Genomic DNA, 16,323 nt, shown 5'->3' with positions numbered 1-16,323 from the left:
TCAATTTATTTTTATATATATCAATGACTTATAATTTTAAAACACAAAAAACTCCCTATCCAGAGAATAGGGAGAACAGCAGGAGTTGGGAGGCAACTCAACAGGAATTTGATTTTAAAAACTTAGCCGTCTTTGCTCTGAAGCTGCAGGCGCACCAGCCCGAGTTCAGCTTCACCTTGTAGCTCCACCGGCTTCAGATCGGCTTGCCAATTCAGCGGCAGAGTTAAATGTTCATGGCCACCATGTTCACGCGCCACTTCCAGATGCAACTGGTACTGACCCCATGGCACCACAGCACCTTGTTGATCACGACCATCCCACTGCAGCTGATAAGTGCCAGGCTTTTGGGTAGCTCCGGCAATCTGATCAATTTGTTCCGGATTTTTCCGACCCAACCGACGCCACCAGTGATTCAGCTCCTGATACCAGCGGCTTTGCTGGCCGACCAAACTGATTTGGCGCACAGGTTTTTTCTGCTGATCGGTCAGCCATACCGAAACATAAGGTCTTTTGTAATTGCCATCAGTAAATTTGGGTAACTGATAGCTGATCTGCAGCCCCTGCTGCTGACTTTGGCTTTTATCCGCCAGATAGTGATACCAGGAGTTGGACGCGTACCAGTTGGCCGAATCAGTTTTGATTAAAGCTGCGGCCTGCTGTTGCTCGGTGAGCTGTTGGCCCTGTTTCAGATCCAGCACCGCCAGACTTTGCGCCAGTAAATAAGCTGTGACTGCATCTTTAGCCAACACTGTGGCTGTTGGGCCGTATTCCACTGGCCAGCCTTCTGCCGGGTTCAATAGCGGGCTAAAAGTCCGGTACGACACTTTGTACCCTTGCTGAGTATCAGCAGTTTCAGTCTGAGCTAAAGCTACTGAACTCAGTTGCAATTGCTGTAACAACGGCTGTTCAGTGCCCAGACTCAGCTTTGTGCTAAGTGCATCAGACCATAACAGGCGGCTGACACCAGATTGTAAATCCATCTGCTTTAACCCTGGGAACCAGCTTTTTAGCAGTGCAGCGGTATCGTCCAGCAAGCGGGCATTGGCTAACCCGTCCAACTGCCATACCACAGTATTGTAATTAGCTACTGAAACGACTTGCTGCTCTATGGCTCTGGTTTGACGGCGTAACTCCACTCTGTCCGGTAACACTTGGGTTTTTGCGGCTTGTTGCCATTGTTGTGCTATAGCTCCTAAACGGCAGCTGTAACTTTGCTGACTTAGCGCTCGCCATTCTTCACAGAGCTGAATTAACTCATGCAGTTTTGGTTTAGCAGCAGCTAACCAGTGCTGAAACTGGGGTAGTCTGGCCTGCCAGTCCTTTTGGCTGACGCCTTCCAGCTGCAGTTTCAGCTGCTTCCCTGCAACATCCTGCTGATAGCTGACAGGCTTTGCCAGCACCAGCACAGGACTTAACGATAACAGCGTCAAAGGCCAGACAAAGTGTTTCATTACTCAGCCGTACCTTTGGTTTGTTCGTTCTTAATAACAGGCAGAGCTTCAGCCATAGTCACTTGCTGGTTTAAATCTGTATCCCAGCGTTTGAACATACGTTCGCCTGAGGCATTAAACTCAGTCGCGCTGATTTGCTGACTGTTGTCTTTATCCAGGGCTTTAAAGCGCACTGCAGCCTGCTTTAACTGAGCGGTACGGGTTTTAGCGATTTGACGATCCAGACGGTCCACAAACTCATTCAGGTATTCATCGCTGCTCAGCTCGCCATTTTTATTCAGATCAGTACGGGCAAAAGCGGCATCACGTTGTTGTTGGTATTCAACCTTGTCGACCTTACCGTCGCCATTCTGGTCATACATATCCAACATACCAACCACACTATGGGTCGTTGGCATCACTAAAGCCGGACGGGCACGCACTGTTTGTTTAGCATCAGGTTTACGCTCACGCTCTGGCAGAGGGTCAGCGGAGCTTATGACACCATCTTTATTGGTATCTATATAGACAAAAGCTTTATCACCAGAGGCCTTGTATTCGTTTTGGCCTATGGTTTTACTTTTGTTTTTATCCAGCGCTTCAATACGCACCAGCGTTTGTTTGATTTGGCCTGTGCGTTCGGTATCGAGTTTTTTATCCAAACGACCCGCATATTCATTAACGTACTCGTCCACCGACACCTGACCATCTTTGTTCTCGTCCATAGCGCTGTAACGCTGCTGGCGCACCTGCTCAAATTCGGCCTGACTGACAGTGCCGTCTTTATCCAGATCGTAATCCTGAATAAAACTGGCTTTGCCCTGAGCTGTAGGCTGATGAGCCGGTTTTTTTGGTGCTTTTTCATCTGCTGCTAAATAGCAGCTGGTGATGGCTAAAAATAAAGTAAGGGCTGTGCTTCTGCGTTGCATCATAAACTCCTGTTATTCAGTGACTTCAACTACAGCGCTATAGCTGTAACTGTAGGTTGGGGCTTTGGCACCTGTTGGTGCATCGGTACGAAAACGGGTCAGCAGCAAATAGGTACCGGCTTTATCCAGCTCGAAATTCAGCTGACCTTGTTTGTCCGTCATGAGCTCTTTTGAAGCTTTGGTTTCGGCTTCTGCCGAATTGGCTGGATACACTTGTACTTTTTGTTCGGCCAAAGCTTTGCCGTTATAAAGCACAGTGGCTTTGATTGGGCTTTGGATATACAAGTCGTTTGGATGGCTTTGGAACACTAGCTCCAGCCCTTTGTTGCTTGCTTTTAATGCGGTTTGGCTTGGTGCGCCTTTGCTGACATAAGTTTCAGCCAAAGTCACTGACTGGAAATGCGCCGTTAACTTAGCACCAGCAGGAATTTGTTCCTTTGGATCTCTGCTGTTATGAGTTTTACCGTCTTGCTGCCAGCTACGAAATACAGCACCGAATCGCTGGCCCGTGCTGAATTTATAAGTGCCATCCTGTTCCAGCTGGTGCGCCACTGCAGTGCGGGTTTTGCCGGAAAACAACTCTTTTGGTGCAACTGCTTTGCCATCGGGTTGCAGCACTTTAAATTCACTTTGGTCGAAGGCCACTTCGGGTACAAAAAACTTCTCAGCAAAAGCAGCGTCCAGCGTGACCCAGCCACCTAAGGGTTCAAAACTGGCTGGTGCCAGATAAGGAGTGTGAGCAGTAGCAGTAAAAGTCAGCAACAAAGAGGCAGAACAAAGCAGGGGTTTGAGTTTAAACATAAAGCGCTCCAGTTAATGAGAATAGATCTCATTTAATTATTGGGCGCCACTTTAGATCAAATGAGAATCGTTTGCAACTAGATCGTTCCATCTTTACATTAAACAGGTAAAAAGGCCCTGCAACTGAGAGCCTTACTACTGAAAACGGTGATTACTGAGCAGAATAATTCGGTTTTAATAACAGCTCGCCTGGTTGCAGCACTAAAGTTAAAGGCATGCCACATAAGACTTTTTCCGTTACTTTGCTGCAGTCAAGCTTATACATAGGCTGACGATTCAACACTTGAGTCAGGATAGCTTTGGCTTCGTTGCTTAAAGGTGCCAGTTTGAGTTGCGAGCTGCCACTGCCGACACTGGAATCCAGAATGGTTAAGTTTTTCAGATAAATTGCGTTTTTCTCGTCGTCAAAATATGGCAAAGCCGACAGGTGTAAATTCAGATCTGTATTCAGTGGTTTAAATAACGCATCCACTTCAGCTCCCAGCGCCAGTTTGAGTTCAATCTGCTGTTTGTTATCCGGTGCTAATTGCAGCTCCAACTGACGTACAGTTAGTGTCAGTGGCAGGCCCAACATTTTACCTTTGCCTTGCTGTTGCTCTAATTGATCCAGCAATAAGCTCTGCAATTCCTGCTGCTTCAGGCTAAAAATATCCAGATGATTCAGCTGAGTACAAGAGGCCAGTAGCAGCAAGCCAAGTCCCAGAATTTTGTGTTTGGTGATCATTTTATTGTCCTTAGAAGGCAGTTTGGCGCGAACTTTAGCAAGTTTGAATGAACCTTGGCTGATTTTATTTCGTATTGCTTCCAACTATTTCGCCACTGCATACGACTTAGTATAAGAACTTCAGGGAGAGCGGCGATGAATACACAAGACTCAATTCAATTACCAGGCCTGCGGCAGCTTATTACTGCCTTTATTGTGCTGGTGCTGCTACTGCTGGCTTTCGATTCAGCATTGCAGTGGCTAAGTTTTAGTTTGCACCAGCAGCCATTAATAGCGCCAGAGTTATTGTTTCCTATGAGCTGGTTGTCGGTTTTGTTTTAACTCGGCTAACCATAGTCACAACGCTGTTCCCGACAGTTGCGACATACCGTCCTTGCATGCACATAACAAAAACCCGCCAACAAGGACGGGTTTTTGTTTGTGATCAGCAGATCATTATTTCTTAATCTTTACCGGTCTTTTCCAGCCACTGATATGACGCTGCTTCGAACGTGCTACCACCAGCTCATCTGGTGCTACACTGGCTGTCACTACAGAACCAGCGCCCACAGTGGAGTTTTGGCCTAAAGTGATTGGTGCCACTAAAGAGCTGTTGGAACCAACAAAAACGCCGTCTTCAATAGTGGTAACCGACTTATTAGCACCATCGTAGTTACAGGTAATAGTGCCGGCACCTATGTTCACTTTGCTGCCAATCACCGCATCGCCTAAATAGCTTAAGTGGTTGGCTTTAGAACCCACGCCTAAAGTGGCTTTTTTCAGTTCAACAAAGTTACCGACATGACTATCGTCAGCCAGCACTGAATCAGGGCGAATACGGGCATAAGGGCCAACAGAACAGCCGATGCCAATAGTGGATTTTTCAATCATGCTATTGGCTTTCACTTCAGTGCTATCGCCTATGACTGCATCTTTAATCACACAGTTAGGGCCTATCACCACGCCATTGCCCAACACCACTTTGCCTTCAAAAATCACGTTGATGTCGATCATCACATCGTTGCCGACAGTGACGTCACCACGAATATCAATACGGGCAGGGTCGCGCAGATTAGCGCCGTTTAACATTAGATCTTCTGCTTTACGCGCCTGATAAGCCCGCTCTAACTGAGCAAGTTGCACGCGGTTATTCGCGCCTTCAGTTTCAATGGCTGTGGCAGGATGAGCCGTCGTAATGTCCACCCCTTCTTTATGCGCCATAGCGATAATATCGGTCAGGTAGAATTCACCCTGCGCATTGTTGTTCTGTAGCTGGCTTAACCATTTTTTCAGTTGTTTGCCAGGTACAGCCATAATACCGCTGTTTACTTCAGTGATTTTCAGCTGTTCGGCGTTGGCATCTTTTTGCTCAACAATACCCACGACTTTGCCGTTTTCGCGCACCATCCGGCCATAACCCATAGGATTGGCCAGATGCACAGTCAGTACAGCTAAACCATCGGCAGATCGAGCTGCTAATAGTTGCTCTAAGGTTTCTTTGCGGGTTAAAGGCACATCACCGTACAGTACCAACACTGTGTCATTATCAGCGATATGAGGCACAGCCTGCTGTACTGCATGGCCGGTGCCTAATTGTTCGGCTTGTAGCACCCAGTGTAAATCCTGTTCGCCTAAAGCGGATTTCAGCTGATCGGCGCCATAACCGTACACCAGATTAATAGACTCTGCGCCCAAAGAGCGGGCCGTGTCGATCACATGTTGTACCATAGGACGTTCAGCCACTTTGTGCAGTACTTTAGGTAAATCTGATTTCATCCGTGTGCCTTTACCGGCCGCCAGGATCACAACATTTAAAGCCATAAAAAAATCCATGTAATTTCGATGCGGTTATTCTAATAGATAATGCAGCAGATTACAGGAGCAGGGTGAAATTTTGCTGAACAGTGTTTAACTGAAAACTCTCTATCTAAAAAATATCAGGCAATGTAATAAGCTCAGATTTGCACTGACCCAAAGACTCAACCAGATCCCACTGACGATCAATATGTTTTTGTATTCTTGTACTGACTTATTGCACCAGGTCACAACATTGCTCATAGCTACCAACCTATATCTCTTAAACCTGATTGGTTACCCCCAGTCGCATACATTGTTTATGCTCGTGGGGGTTGTTTTATTTACCACCTGATTAATCTCCAATGGCCTCAGGCTATGCTTACAGACTTACTTGCTCCAGCTTGTAACCAGCCTGTTGCAATAAAGCCAGTACACTATGCTCGCCAGCTAAATGGCCACCACCAATCAAAACCAGCTCTTTATTGCTATTACCAAACATATTCTCAATTTGCGGCAACCAGTTTTGATTACGCTGAACAAACAATGCCTGATACAACATAGGGTCCATTTGCCGCGCTGGTTCAACGGCAAGAGTATTTAGTCTGGCCATGTCACCGGCGCGCCAGGCATCGATCATCGCAGAAAAATACTGTTTAAAGTCGCCAAACTGTTCCAGGTTCATTTTCATAAAAGCATCTTCGTACCCATCACCCATATTAGCCAACAAATTAATCTGGCTTTCTACCGACTCCAGATAAAGCTGTGGTTTACCATCAATTTTTGCCTGCTTATCGAAGTGGCTATCGACGCCTTCTCCGTTCATCTGTGCTTTCATCATTTCCAGCGCCAGCATCTGGATCATAATGAAGCCGGGTTTATAACCGTCTAACTGTTGCAGCTGCACACCGTAAGGGGCGAAATAGTCGCTTACCTGTTTGTACACTTCAGGTGATAACACCTTAGACAAGCTGCGACTATCGCTGTAAGACATGGCTTTTAACATTGCAGCTTGTAATTCAGTATCAGTGGGTTCAGGTATTTTTGTCTCCAGCACCAAAGTGTCCGAATCGGTGTAAGCCTTATCAAACTCCGCAGGTAAAGGGAAAGCAGACTCAGGCAACAAATGTACTGTGCCAGCTACATACAGGTAGTCCCCGCCTTTACTCACTTTCCACACTGAGGTTTCAGCCAAAACTGCTGGCGATACCAAAGCAGAGCTGAGTAATAATGTGCCAAAACTTGCTTTAAACAACGTTGTTAATTTCATAGTGATAATCCTAATGTTGTACTTTTAGTTTTTGCAGACGGATCTCGCCTTTCATCATTAACGCAGCGAGTTTTTGATTAACTCAGCTGAATGGCTCAGAGCTAATTTAACCTGATGCTTAATGTTATGGTTCAATTGCTGTCTTAACTCTTGCACGAATGAATCGCTCATTGCCTTGGTCGGTACAATTACTTCCGTTTTCGGCTGCGCCACTTCAGAAGTTGGCTTAGCTTCCTCTGCCAACGCTGCAGCGCTAGTGAATAAAGTTGCAACGATCAGGATACGTACGCTCGTTTGTTTTACTGTTTTCATTTTGACATTCCTTTTATTGGTTCATTAAGTGCTGTTCAGTCACTCGCATTTTGTCTGTTGGCAACCACGAACTGAGTTCTTGTCCGTCAGGTTGTTGAGCTCAATCTAGCCAACAGCTGACAAAAAGTCGCTTATCAGAACCTAAGCAATTTATTGGTAAGGAGCTTTAGATTAACCAATTGTTTTTAAAGGAATAAAAAAACATTATTGAAACCTTATGATGGATTCATAAGGTTTAGTAACGACTAATTTATTTAACTTGAATCAAAAATAGCTTCTGTTAAAGTTACAACTGGTTAAAAAATGGAAGAATAATTAACAGATGGATAAGATGCAGCTTGGCCCATGGACCTTTACACCTGGAGATTACAGTATTCATGACAAGGTTCAGCGGATAGAGTTGGAACCTCTGTTGTGTAAGATATTGCATTATTTTACTGAACATCCCGGCAAAATAATCTCCCGCCAGCAGCTTGTCGACTCTATATGGCAACAAGCTTATGTTGATGATAATGCGATAAATCGCGCCATGTCTGAACTTCGTAAAGTATTGCAGCACCCAGAAGTGCAACAGTCACTGATTAAAACCCATCATCGTAAAGGTTATAGTTTACAACTGCCTAATCAGTCAGAAGCAGCAATGACTCAACCAACCAGCACTGAGTTCAACGCCTCAACATCTCCCACTGGGTTTAAACGTCTGCCACTTTGGTCAGGTCTACTGGCAACCTTACTGCTTGCTGCTGTAGGTGCTGGTTATTTTTATTCGGGCAAAGAACCTGTTTTAACCGTTGAAAATTCAAAGCTGGAGGACAAACCCCAGGTTCAACAGATGGATATTGTGGCCAGACAAAAAATAACCTGGTTTAAAGGCATTGAATCACGGCCTTTATTGTCGCCAGATAAGCAACTTCTGGCTTATAGCCACTCACAGCCAGACGGCACTGTGCGTGCCATTGTACGAAAATTAGGTATGGGAACAGGCAGTGCATTGCAGGAAGTGGTAATTGAAGGCAATGACAATTTGTATAGCATTCAGACCTGGCAACCAACAGCCCGTAATCTATTAGTCCAGACTATTAGTAAAGATGGCCAACGCTGTGAATACCAGAATTATGATTTCAGCCAGTATCCTCAGTATCAGGTCAAAACACTAACCTCTTGTGCAGGCCTGAGCTTTGGCACGGCACAACAAAGTGCAGATGGACAATGGCTGTACTACAGCAAAGGCAATGGTGGCTTATATTCCAGCAACGCGCTGCTAGCAGAAAACCTGACCACCGGAGCGATACAAACCTTATTGGCAGCACCCTCTGCAGGTCTTGGCGTCACCATGCTGGCTTTATCTGCCGACGGCAGCAAACTGGCCTATATTCTGATGCCTGAATCGAATAAACCTGATATTTACCTTTATGATCCCATAAGCAGGGAACATACCAGACTGGCCAGCCTGCCATTTCCAACGATTTTGCTGGGGCTGGAGTGGAGTATCGATCAGTCCAGCCTTATTTTGCCAGGCGGTGATGGCATATTGCAGCTTAAAGTGGCTGATAAAAGTAGGAGCCTGCTAAAGTTTCCTCAAGGCGTTACCATAGGTGAGTTAACTTTGCTGACTGAAGATCAGGCCTATATTTCCAACTTCACTGCAGGCAGTGCCACGCAAAACGCTATGCAACTTATTAAAATTGAGCAGCCATTTAATGCCACTGAACGGAAAATTACTGTGCTCAGTGATACAGAAGGCAGCACGGCAGATTTAGCTGTATCCCCTGTAGATAGCGACAGCTATGCTTTTTCCGCCAATTGGACTGGCAGTTGGCAGCTATGGCTAAACAATAAGGGGCAAAATGTTCAATTGACAGAACTTACACCTGATGACAAACGGCTTAGCGGTATCAACTGGTCAGGCGACGGACGCTATATTGCCTTTCATAAACAAGGTAACTTGTATTTATACGATACCCAACGTCAGCAACTGATCAACAAACTCGAAACCAATGACCTTGGACAGGCCGTGTGGTTACCCGATAACAGCGGTCTGGTGCTAACCAGGTTGCAAGGCAATAGCCAGAATCTATGGCAACTGGATTTAGTCAGCAATGAGTTAACTCAACTGACTTTTTCAGCCGGAACTTTTGCACAGTTCGATGCTCAGGGCCAATTACACTATCACCGTGACGGCAAGCTGTTACGTTATGTTGATGGCGGTAAAAATGATGTAGAACTAAAGACCAACACAGACAATAACTTTATGGCCCTTTGGTTAATGCAGGGTCAGAAGCAATACCGTTTTGGTATGTTAGGGCATCTGGAACTGCATGATATCGCCACAGGCGAAACACGAGGCAGCCAGCTGCCTTATCAGCTGCTAGGAATATATCCGGATCCACACAATCCGGACCAACTTTACGCAACTGTCTTTGTGACGCCAGAACTTGCGCTGGAGTTTATTCAATGGAAACCCCAGAACTGAAGATCCTTTAAAATTACAGCAACAGTCTCATTGACTACACTCATGCAATTTAGCCAAGAAACGACAAAATCCTGGTCAATGAGACATATAAAAAAAGCCACCCGAAGGTGGCTTTTTAGTATGCAGTAATCCGCTTATTTTTTGCGAAGTTTCTGAATTAAACGTAACTGGGCAATAGCTTCAGCCAATTGAGCTGCAGCTTCTGCGTAGTTGAAGTCAGCGCCTGCATGTTGCATCGCTTCTTCTGCACGTTTCTGAGCAGCTAAAGCAGCTTGCTCGTCCAGATCTTCAGCTCGTACCGCTACGTCGGCAAGCACTATGACGCTGTGCGGCTGAACTTCCAGCACACCACCAGCGACATAAATCAGATGCTCTTCGCCAAACTGTTTGACGATACGAACCATACCAGGCTTGATTCCAGTAAGAAGCGGAATGTGACCAGGTAAAATACCTAATTCACCTTCACTACCTGTTACCTGAATGGATTCCACCAGACCAGAAAAAATCCGCTCTTCGGCGCTTACCACATCCAGTTGTACTGTCATTGCCATTTCGCTCTCCTAAAGCTGTAGTTGATTACAGCTTCTTCGCTTTTTCGATCGCTTCGTCGATAGAACCAACCATGTAGAAGGCTTGTTCTGGCATGTGATCGAATTCACCTTCCAGAATGCCTTTGAAACCACGGATAGTTTCTTTCAGCGGAACGTATTTGCCTGGAGAGCCAGTGAATACTTCGGCTACGAAGAATGGCTGAGACAGGAAACGTTGGATTTTACGTGCACGGTAAACCACAGTTCTGTCTTCATCAGACAATTCGTCCATACCTAAGATGGCGATGATGTCTTTTAATTCTTTGTAACGTTGCAGTACTGACTGCACGCCACGGGCTGTATCGTAGTGTTCTTTACCGATCACTAACGGGTCCAGCTGACGTGAAGTAGAGTCCAGTGGATCGATTGCCGGGTAAATACCCAGTGAAGCGATGTTACGAGACAATACAACTGTCGCATCTAAGTGAGAGAACGTAGTAGCTGGTGACGGGTCAGTTAAGTCGTCCGCTGGTACGTAAACCGCTTGTACAGATGTGATAGAACCAGTTTTGGTTGAAGTGATACGCTCTTGCAGTACACCCATCTCTTCGGCCAGCGTTGGCTGGTAACCTACTGCAGATGGCATACGGCCTAACAGAGCTGATACTTCAGTACCGGCCAGTGTGTAACGGTAGATGTTGTCCACGAAGAACAGAACGTCACGGCCTTCGTCACGGAACTTCTCGGCCATAGTCAGACCGGTCAGAGCTACACGTAAACGGTTGCCTGGCGGCTCGTTCATCTGGCCATACACCAGTGATACTTTGTCCAGTACGTTTGAATCGTTCATTTCGTGATAGAAGTCGTTACCTTCACGAGTACGCTCACCTACACCGGCGAATACAGAGTAACCACTGTGTTCGATCGCGATGTTACGGATCAGTTCCATCATGTTTACGGTTTTACCAACACCGGCACCACCGAACAGACCTACTTTACCGCCTTTAGCAAACGGACATACCAGGTCGATAACCTTGATGCCTGTTTCTAACAGAGCGTTTGAAGCGGCTTGATCTTCGTAGCTTGGTGCTGCACGGTGAATAGGCATACGCTCATCTTCACCGATAGGACCAGCTTCGTCGATTGGCTCGCCTAATACGTTCATGATACGACCTAAAGTCGCTTTACCTACTGGTACGTGGATGGCTTTGCCAGTGTTAGACACTTCAGCGCCACGACGTAAACCGTCGGTTGAACCTAACGCGATAGCACGTACAGTACCGCCGCCTAATTGCTGTTGTACTTCAAGTACTAAACCAGCCAGGTCGCCGCTTGTTACGTTTAACGCGTCATAGATACCAGGTACCGATTCTTGTGGAAAGTCGATATCCACAACGGCGCCAATGATTTGGACTACCTTACCTTGACTCATGTTTAATCCTCTAATTTCTGTAACCTAAGCCTTAAACGGCAGCGGCCCCACCGACGATTTCGCTCAGTTCCTGGGTAATAGCTGCTTGACGTGCTTTGTTGTAAACCAACTTCAGGTCATCCATTAAGCTACCAGCGTTGTCTGTAGCGGCTTTCATCGCCACCATACGGGCAGCTTGTTCGCTTGCCGCGTTTTCAACTACACCCTGGTATACCTGAGACTCTACGTAACGGCTCAGTAATTTATCTAAAATTACCTTTGGATCCGGTTCGTAAATGTAATCCCAGCTATGGCTTTTCGCTGTTACGTCTGCTTTTGGCAAAGGTAAGAGTTGTTCGATCACTGGCTCTTGTTTCATGGTATTTACAAACTTGTTGTACACCAGGAACAAGCGGTCGATACGGCCTTCTTCGTATGCTTTCAGCATCACCTGAACCGAACCAATCACATCAGCCAAACGTGGGTTATCACCAGGACCAGTTTGTTGTGCCAGAACTTTACCGCCAAAACGTTTGAAAAACGCTGTAGCTTTGTTACCGATCACCGCAATCTGAGCCGTAGCTCCCTGCTCTTTCCAGCTTTTCAGCTCCAGAGCAATACGTTTGAACTCATTGGTATTTAAGCCGCCGCAAAGGCCACGGTCTGTCGATATCACAATGTAGCCTACATTTTTTACCGGACGTTCCGTTAAATACGGATGACGGTATTCGATGTTGCCGTTTGCGATATTGCCGATCACTTTGCGCATACCTTCAGCGTATGGACGGCTATGTGCAACCCGCTCTTGCGCTCTGCGCATTTTGCTGACTGCTACCTTTTCCATTGCGCTGGTGATCTTACGAGTATTATTAATACTCCCGATCTTACTTTTTATCTCTTTTGCGCCGGCCATGACTAATCTCCGAAAGTTTCAACGACCGGGTGCGGTTTCCCACACCCGATATGTTTACCAAGTCTGAGTTGCTTTAAACTTCTCAATAGCGCCTTTTAATGTCGCTTCGATTTGGTCGTTGTAGTTACCGGTTTTGTTCAGATCAGCCATAAACGCTGCGTGCTCTGAGTGCATGTAAGCAATTAAAGCAGCTTCAAAATCAAGAATTTTGGCAACTTCGATGTCTTTCATGTAGCCTTTTTCGATAGCGAAAATAGACACACCCATGTCAGCCACGCCCATTGGCGCGTATTGTAACTGTTTCATCAGTTCAGTAACTTTCTGGCCGTGGTCTAACTGCGCACGAGTCGCGTCATCCAGGTCAGAAGCGAACTGAGCGAATGCCGCCAGTTCAGAGTACTGAGCTAAGGCTAAACGGATACCGCCACCCAGCTTTTTGATGATTTTGGTTTGAGCAGCACCACCAACACGAGATACCGAAATACCAGCGTTTACTGCTGGACGGATACCGGCGTTGAATAAACCAGATTCTAAGAAGATCTGACCGTCAGTGATCGAAATTACGTTGGTTGGAACGAACGCAGAAACGTCGCCAGCCTGAGTTTCGATAATTGGCAGTGCAGTTAATGAACCAGTTTTGCCTTTCACTTCACCGTTGGTTAAACGCTCAACATAATGCTCGTTTACACGAGATGCGCGCTCTAACAGACGGCTGTGGAGATAGAATACGTCACCTGGGTAAGCTTCACGGCCTGGTGGACGACGTAACAACAGAGAGATTTGACGGTAAGCAACAGCTTGTTTAGACAAGTCATCGTATACGATCAGTGCATCTTCACCGCGGTCACGGAAGTATTCACCCATAGTACAACCAGAGTATGGCGCCAGGAATTGCAGTGCAGCTGCTTCAGAAGCAGAAGCTACAACAACAATAGTGTGGGCCAGAGCGCCGTGCTCTTCCAGTTTACGTACTACGTTAGCGATAGTAGAAGCTTTTTGGCCTATAGCTACATAGATACATTTCACGCCAGAAGTTTTCTGGTTGATGATTGCATCGATAGCTAAAGCCGTTTTACCTGTCTGACGGTCACCGATTAACAATTCACGCTGACCACGACCGATAGGGATCATGGAGTCAACTGACTTGTAACCAGTTTGCAGAGGTTGGTCTACTGAACGACGATCGATAACGCCCGGAGCGATTTTTTCTACTGGTGCGAAACCAGCAGCATCGATTGGACCTTTACCGTCGATTGGCTCACCTAAAGTGTTTACCACACGGCCTAACAGACCTGGGCCAACTGGTACTTCAAGGATACGGCCAGTAGATTTAACTTTTGTGCCTTCACGCAGGTCCGCATAAGGACCCATAACTACAGCACCTACTGAATTTCTTTCTAAGTTCAGTGCGATAGCGTAACGGTTGCCAGGAAGCTCAATCATTTCGCCTTGCATACAGTCAGCAAGGCCGTTGATACGGATAATACCGTCAGTAACAGCGACGATAGTACCTTCGTTGCGAGCTTCACTGACAACTTCGAACTGTTCAATACGTTTTTTGATCAGTTCAGAGATTTCAGTGGAATTCAGTTGCATGCTCTAATCCCCAATTATGACTGCAGTGCAGTAGCTAAACGGTCTAACTTGCCACGAACCGAGCCGTCAATCACCATATCACCGGCTTTGATTAACATACCGCCAACGACGGTCGGATCTACACTACAGTTCAATTTCACTTTACGTGCTAAACGTTGCGATAAAGCCGCAGCCAGTTTGTCTTGTTGTGCTGCGTTGAGTGTCGTAGCAGAAATCACTTCAACAGTGGCTTCCTTTTCGTACTCAGCTTTTAATGCAACATAACCGTCAAACACTGCAGGCAACGCCAGCAAGCGATTATTTTCCGCCATGAGCTTAATAAAGTTCTGGCCATGGGCATTTAACTGCTCACCGCACACTTTTAAAAAGAACTCAGCTTGCTTTTCAGCTGCACCGGCACTTTGCAGTTGCTCGGAGACAAAATCATTTTTTGCTACTTCAGCAGCGAAAAATAACATGCCAGTCCAGGCTTCTAATGCATTGTGCTCTACTGCAAACTCAAACGCCGCTTTGGCGTAAGGACGAGCTAAATTAGTCAGTTCAGACATGGCTCATCCTCAATTAAGTTCTGCGACCAGTTTTTCCAGGATGTCGCTGTGAGCAGCTTCATCTATTGAACGCTGAAGAATTCTTTCTGCACCAGCTACAGCTAAAGCTGCAACTTGCTTACGCAATTCTTCTTTAGCTCTGATCCGTTCAGCTTCGACTTCGGCTTTCGCCTGAGCCAGGATTTTTTCCCGCTCTGCCTGGGCTTTAACGGCAGCTTCTTCAATAATCTGCTGTTCGCGTTTTTTAGCCTGGTCAATCAAAGCAGAGGCTTGCGTCTTTGCTTCAACCAGATGCTGTTTTGCTTTCTCTTGCGCTAAACGCAGATCTTGCTCGGCGCGATCAGTCGCGGCCAAACCGTCTGCAATTTTTTGCTGGCGAGTTTCAATAGCATTGATGATTGGTGGCCATACATACTTCATACAGAAAAGTACGAACACCAGGAAAGCTATTAATTCACCAATGAGAGTGGCGTTAATATTCACAACCGCTTCTCCTTAATTTTACAAAGTAAATGGTTCTGTTCAGAAACCGAATTAAGCGAGTGCGAACAGCATGTACAGACCGATAGCAACACCGATCATTGCGATAGCATCGATTAAGCCTGCAACGATAAACATTTTACCTTGTAAAGAACCGGCCAGTTCAGGTTGACGAGCAGCTGATTCTAAGAATTTACCACCTAAAGTACCGAAACCAATTGCAGTACCTAAGGCACCGAAACCGATTAACAGGGCTACTGCGATGTATTTTAAGCCTAATACCATTTCCATGATTTTCTCCAAGTTTCTAAGTTAAAGTTAAAGTTAAAACGAAATCAGTGTTTCTCGTGCGCCATACTCAGGTAGACCACGGTCAGGATAGTGAAAATAAAGGCCTGAAGTGGGATAACCAATAAGTGGAACGCAGCCCAGACAAAATGCAAACCAAAGATCTGGTAAATGCCTGTCATAGCGATAAGGATAAAGATCAGCTCACCTGCGTATAAGTTACCGAACAGACGCAGTGCCAGTGACAATGGCTTAGCAAGCAGAGCTACAACTTCCAGAATAAAGTTGAACCAGTATAACCAAGGCGTATTAAACGGCTGAGTCGTCAGTTCTTTGATAAAGCCGCCCACACCTTTAATTTTGATTGAGTAGTAAATCATCAGAATAAAGACACCCAACGCCAGAGCAATAGTCATGTTCAGGTCGGTGGTAGGTACAATTTTCATGTAGACATGATGTGGGTCATAACCCATAGACGCGCCGATCATTTGGGCTGCATATGGAATGAAGTCCACAGGGATCAAGTCCAGCAGGTTCATCAGCAATACCCATACAAAAATGGTTAATGCCAGTGGGGCTATAACGGCACTTTTACCATGAAAGGTATTTTTGACTGTACTGTCGATAAACTCGACCAACATTTCAACGGCGCATTGCCATTTGGTTGGAACACCGGCGTTGGCTTTTTTTGCCACAGCACGGAAAGAAAACAGGAACACAAGTCCCATTAGAATTGACCAGCCTAAAGTATCAACGTGAACGGTCCAAAAACCTTCGCCGACACTCCAGTTGGTCAAGTGGTGAGTAATATACTCTTTGCTTGTAATCTCAGCACCTGATGCCAT

At 46.1% G+C, this 16,323-nt stretch carries 17 protein-coding genes; 2 read left to right on the top strand and 15 right to left on the bottom strand.

Annotated features, from left to right (window positions below; translation table 11 throughout):
• Nucleotides 1–122: 122 nt before the first annotated feature.
• The 4 genes from LSG34_RS15790 to LSG34_RS15775 all read right to left on the bottom strand — a co-directional run bounded on the left by LSG34_RS15790 (nt 123) and on the right by LSG34_RS15775 (nt 3,884).
• A complete protein-coding gene (locus tag LSG34_RS15790) occupies nt 123–1,451 on the bottom strand; it encodes a DUF2271 domain-containing protein (protein ID WP_233010067.1) in 1,329 nt (442 codons plus the stop codon).
• Entirely contained in the window at nt 1,451–2,359 is a 909-nt protein-coding gene (locus LSG34_RS15785; RefSeq protein WP_233010066.1) for a hypothetical protein, read from the bottom strand. Before LSG34_RS15785 ends, LSG34_RS15790 begins: the two co-directional genes overlap by 1 nt.
• A gap of 12 nt (nt 2,360–2,371) precedes the next feature.
• Complete coding sequence (locus LSG34_RS15780; RefSeq protein WP_233010065.1) at nt 2,372–3,160, bottom strand: DUF4198 domain-containing protein; 789 nt, start codon at nt 3,158–3,160, stop codon at nt 2,372–2,374.
• Between the two features lie 151 nt (nt 3,161–3,311).
• Complete coding sequence (locus tag LSG34_RS15775; RefSeq protein ID WP_233010064.1) at nt 3,312–3,884, bottom strand: DUF1439 domain-containing protein; 573 nt, start codon at nt 3,882–3,884, stop codon at nt 3,312–3,314.
• A gap of 135 nt (nt 3,885–4,019) precedes the next feature.
• Here LSG34_RS15775 and LSG34_RS15770 point away from each other — a divergent pair, with 135 nt between their 5' ends.
• On the top strand, nt 4,020–4,205 hold the full coding sequence (locus tag LSG34_RS15770) for a hypothetical protein (RefSeq protein ID WP_233010063.1): 186 nt from the start codon (nt 4,020–4,022) through the stop codon (nt 4,203–4,205).
• A gap of 114 nt (nt 4,206–4,319) precedes the next feature.
• Here LSG34_RS15770 and glmU read toward each other — a convergent pair whose 3' ends face one another.
• The 3 genes from glmU to LSG34_RS15755 form a co-directional block, all read right to left on the bottom strand.
• On the bottom strand, nt 4,320–5,684 hold the full coding sequence (gene glmU, locus LSG34_RS15765; protein WP_233010062.1) for a bifunctional UDP-N-acetylglucosamine diphosphorylase/glucosamine-1-phosphate N-acetyltransferase GlmU: 1,365 nt from the start codon (nt 5,682–5,684) through the stop codon (nt 4,320–4,322).
• 355 nt (nt 5,685–6,039) lie between these two features.
• Complete coding sequence (locus tag LSG34_RS15760; RefSeq protein WP_233010061.1) at nt 6,040–6,927, bottom strand: TraB/GumN family protein; 888 nt, start codon at nt 6,925–6,927, stop codon at nt 6,040–6,042.
• 57 nt (nt 6,928–6,984) lie between these two features.
• Complete coding sequence (locus LSG34_RS15755; protein WP_233010060.1) at nt 6,985–7,239, bottom strand: hypothetical protein; 255 nt, start codon at nt 7,237–7,239, stop codon at nt 6,985–6,987.
• A 322-nt stretch (nt 7,240–7,561) separates the two neighbouring features.
• Here LSG34_RS15755 and LSG34_RS15750 point away from each other — a divergent pair, with 322 nt between their 5' ends.
• Complete coding sequence (locus tag LSG34_RS15750; RefSeq protein ID WP_233010059.1) at nt 7,562–9,712, top strand: winged helix-turn-helix domain-containing protein; 2,151 nt, start codon at nt 7,562–7,564, stop codon at nt 9,710–9,712.
• 134 nt (nt 9,713–9,846) lie between these two features.
• Here LSG34_RS15750 and LSG34_RS15745 read toward each other — a convergent pair whose 3' ends face one another.
• From LSG34_RS15745 to atpB, 8 genes are read right to left on the bottom strand one after another with little or no spacing between them, the layout of a single operon-like run.
• A complete protein-coding gene (locus LSG34_RS15745; protein ID WP_233010058.1) occupies nt 9,847–10,263 on the bottom strand; it encodes a F0F1 ATP synthase subunit epsilon in 417 nt (138 codons plus the stop codon).
• 25 nt (nt 10,264–10,288) lie between these two features.
• A complete protein-coding gene (atpD, locus tag LSG34_RS15740) occupies nt 10,289–11,674 on the bottom strand; it encodes a F0F1 ATP synthase subunit beta (RefSeq protein WP_233010057.1) in 1,386 nt (461 codons plus the stop codon).
• Nucleotides 11,675–11,705: 31 nt separating this feature from the next.
• Nucleotides 11,706–12,566 carry a F0F1 ATP synthase subunit gamma gene (gene atpG, locus LSG34_RS15735; RefSeq protein ID WP_233010056.1) on the bottom strand — a complete coding sequence of 287 codons (861 nt, stop codon included), beginning with the start codon at nt 12,564–12,566 and terminating at the stop codon, nt 11,706–11,708.
• Between the two features lie 54 nt (nt 12,567–12,620).
• Nucleotides 12,621–14,162 (bottom strand): F0F1 ATP synthase subunit alpha, encoded by a 1,542-nt coding sequence (gene atpA, locus LSG34_RS15730; protein ID WP_233010055.1) that lies wholly within the window; start codon nt 14,160–14,162, stop codon nt 12,621–12,623.
• A 14-nt stretch (nt 14,163–14,176) separates the two neighbouring features.
• Nucleotides 14,177–14,710, bottom strand: a complete 534-nt coding sequence (atpH, locus tag LSG34_RS15725) for a F0F1 ATP synthase subunit delta (RefSeq protein WP_233010054.1) — start codon at nt 14,708–14,710, stop codon at nt 14,177–14,179.
• Between the two features lie 9 nt (nt 14,711–14,719).
• Nucleotides 14,720–15,193: a F0F1 ATP synthase subunit B gene (gene atpF / locus LSG34_RS15720; protein ID WP_127026380.1), complete on the bottom strand. Its 474-nt coding sequence runs from the start codon at nt 15,191–15,193 to the stop codon at nt 14,720–14,722.
• A 51-nt stretch (nt 15,194–15,244) separates the two neighbouring features.
• Nucleotides 15,245–15,481: a F0F1 ATP synthase subunit C gene (gene atpE / locus LSG34_RS15715; protein ID WP_127026381.1), complete on the bottom strand. Its 237-nt coding sequence runs from the start codon at nt 15,479–15,481 to the stop codon at nt 15,245–15,247.
• Between the two features lie 44 nt (nt 15,482–15,525).
• Nucleotides 15,526–16,323, bottom strand: coding sequence for a F0F1 ATP synthase subunit A (gene atpB / locus LSG34_RS15710; RefSeq protein ID WP_233010053.1), 798 nt, complete (start codon nt 16,321–16,323; stop codon nt 15,526–15,528).

Source organism: Rheinheimera faecalis, assembly GCF_021290965.1.
GTDB classification, from domain to species: Bacteria; Pseudomonadota; Gammaproteobacteria; order Enterobacterales; family Alteromonadaceae; genus Pararheinheimera; species Pararheinheimera faecalis.
This window is presented reverse-complemented; position numbering and strand designations above follow the sequence as displayed.

Coding starts and splice junctions, on each gene's coding strand:
- LSG34_RS15750 (WP_233010059.1), top strand. CDS start 7,562: ATGGATAAGATGCAGCTTGGCCCATGGACCTTTACACCTGGAGATTAC.
- atpB (WP_233010053.1), bottom strand. CDS start 16,323: ATGGCATCAGGTGCTGAGATTACAAGCAAAGAGTATATTACTCACCAC.
- atpA (WP_233010055.1), bottom strand. CDS start 14,162: ATGCAACTGAATTCCACTGAAATCTCTGAACTGATCAAAAAACGTATT.
- LSG34_RS15790 (WP_233010067.1), bottom strand. CDS start 1,451: ATGAAACACTTTGTCTGGCCTTTGACGCTGTTATCGTTAAGTCCTGTG.
- LSG34_RS15770 (WP_233010063.1), top strand. CDS start 4,020: ATGAATACACAAGACTCAATTCAATTACCAGGCCTGCGGCAGCTTATT.
- LSG34_RS15780 (WP_233010065.1), bottom strand. CDS start 3,160: ATGTTTAAACTCAAACCCCTGCTTTGTTCTGCCTCTTTGTTGCTGACT.
- LSG34_RS15785 (WP_233010066.1), bottom strand. CDS start 2,359: ATGCAACGCAGAAGCACAGCCCTTACTTTATTTTTAGCCATCACCAGC.
- LSG34_RS15745 (WP_233010058.1), bottom strand. CDS start 10,263: ATGGCAATGACAGTACAACTGGATGTGGTAAGCGCCGAAGAGCGGATT.
- glmU (WP_233010062.1), bottom strand. CDS start 5,684: ATGGCTTTAAATGTTGTGATCCTGGCGGCCGGTAAAGGCACACGGATG.
- atpE (WP_127026381.1), bottom strand. CDS start 15,481: ATGGAAATGGTATTAGGCTTAAAATACATCGCAGTAGCCCTGTTAATC.
- LSG34_RS15775 (WP_233010064.1), bottom strand. CDS start 3,884: ATGATCACCAAACACAAAATTCTGGGACTTGGCTTGCTGCTACTGGCC.
- LSG34_RS15760 (WP_233010061.1), bottom strand. CDS start 6,927: ATGAAATTAACAACGTTGTTTAAAGCAAGTTTTGGCACATTATTACTC.
- atpD (WP_233010057.1), bottom strand. CDS start 11,674: ATGAGTCAAGGTAAGGTAGTCCAAATCATTGGCGCCGTTGTGGATATC.
- atpG (WP_233010056.1), bottom strand. CDS start 12,566: ATGGCCGGCGCAAAAGAGATAAAAAGTAAGATCGGGAGTATTAATAAT.
- atpH (WP_233010054.1), bottom strand. CDS start 14,710: ATGTCTGAACTGACTAATTTAGCTCGTCCTTACGCCAAAGCGGCGTTT.
- LSG34_RS15755 (WP_233010060.1), bottom strand. CDS start 7,239: ATGAAAACAGTAAAACAAACGAGCGTACGTATCCTGATCGTTGCAACT.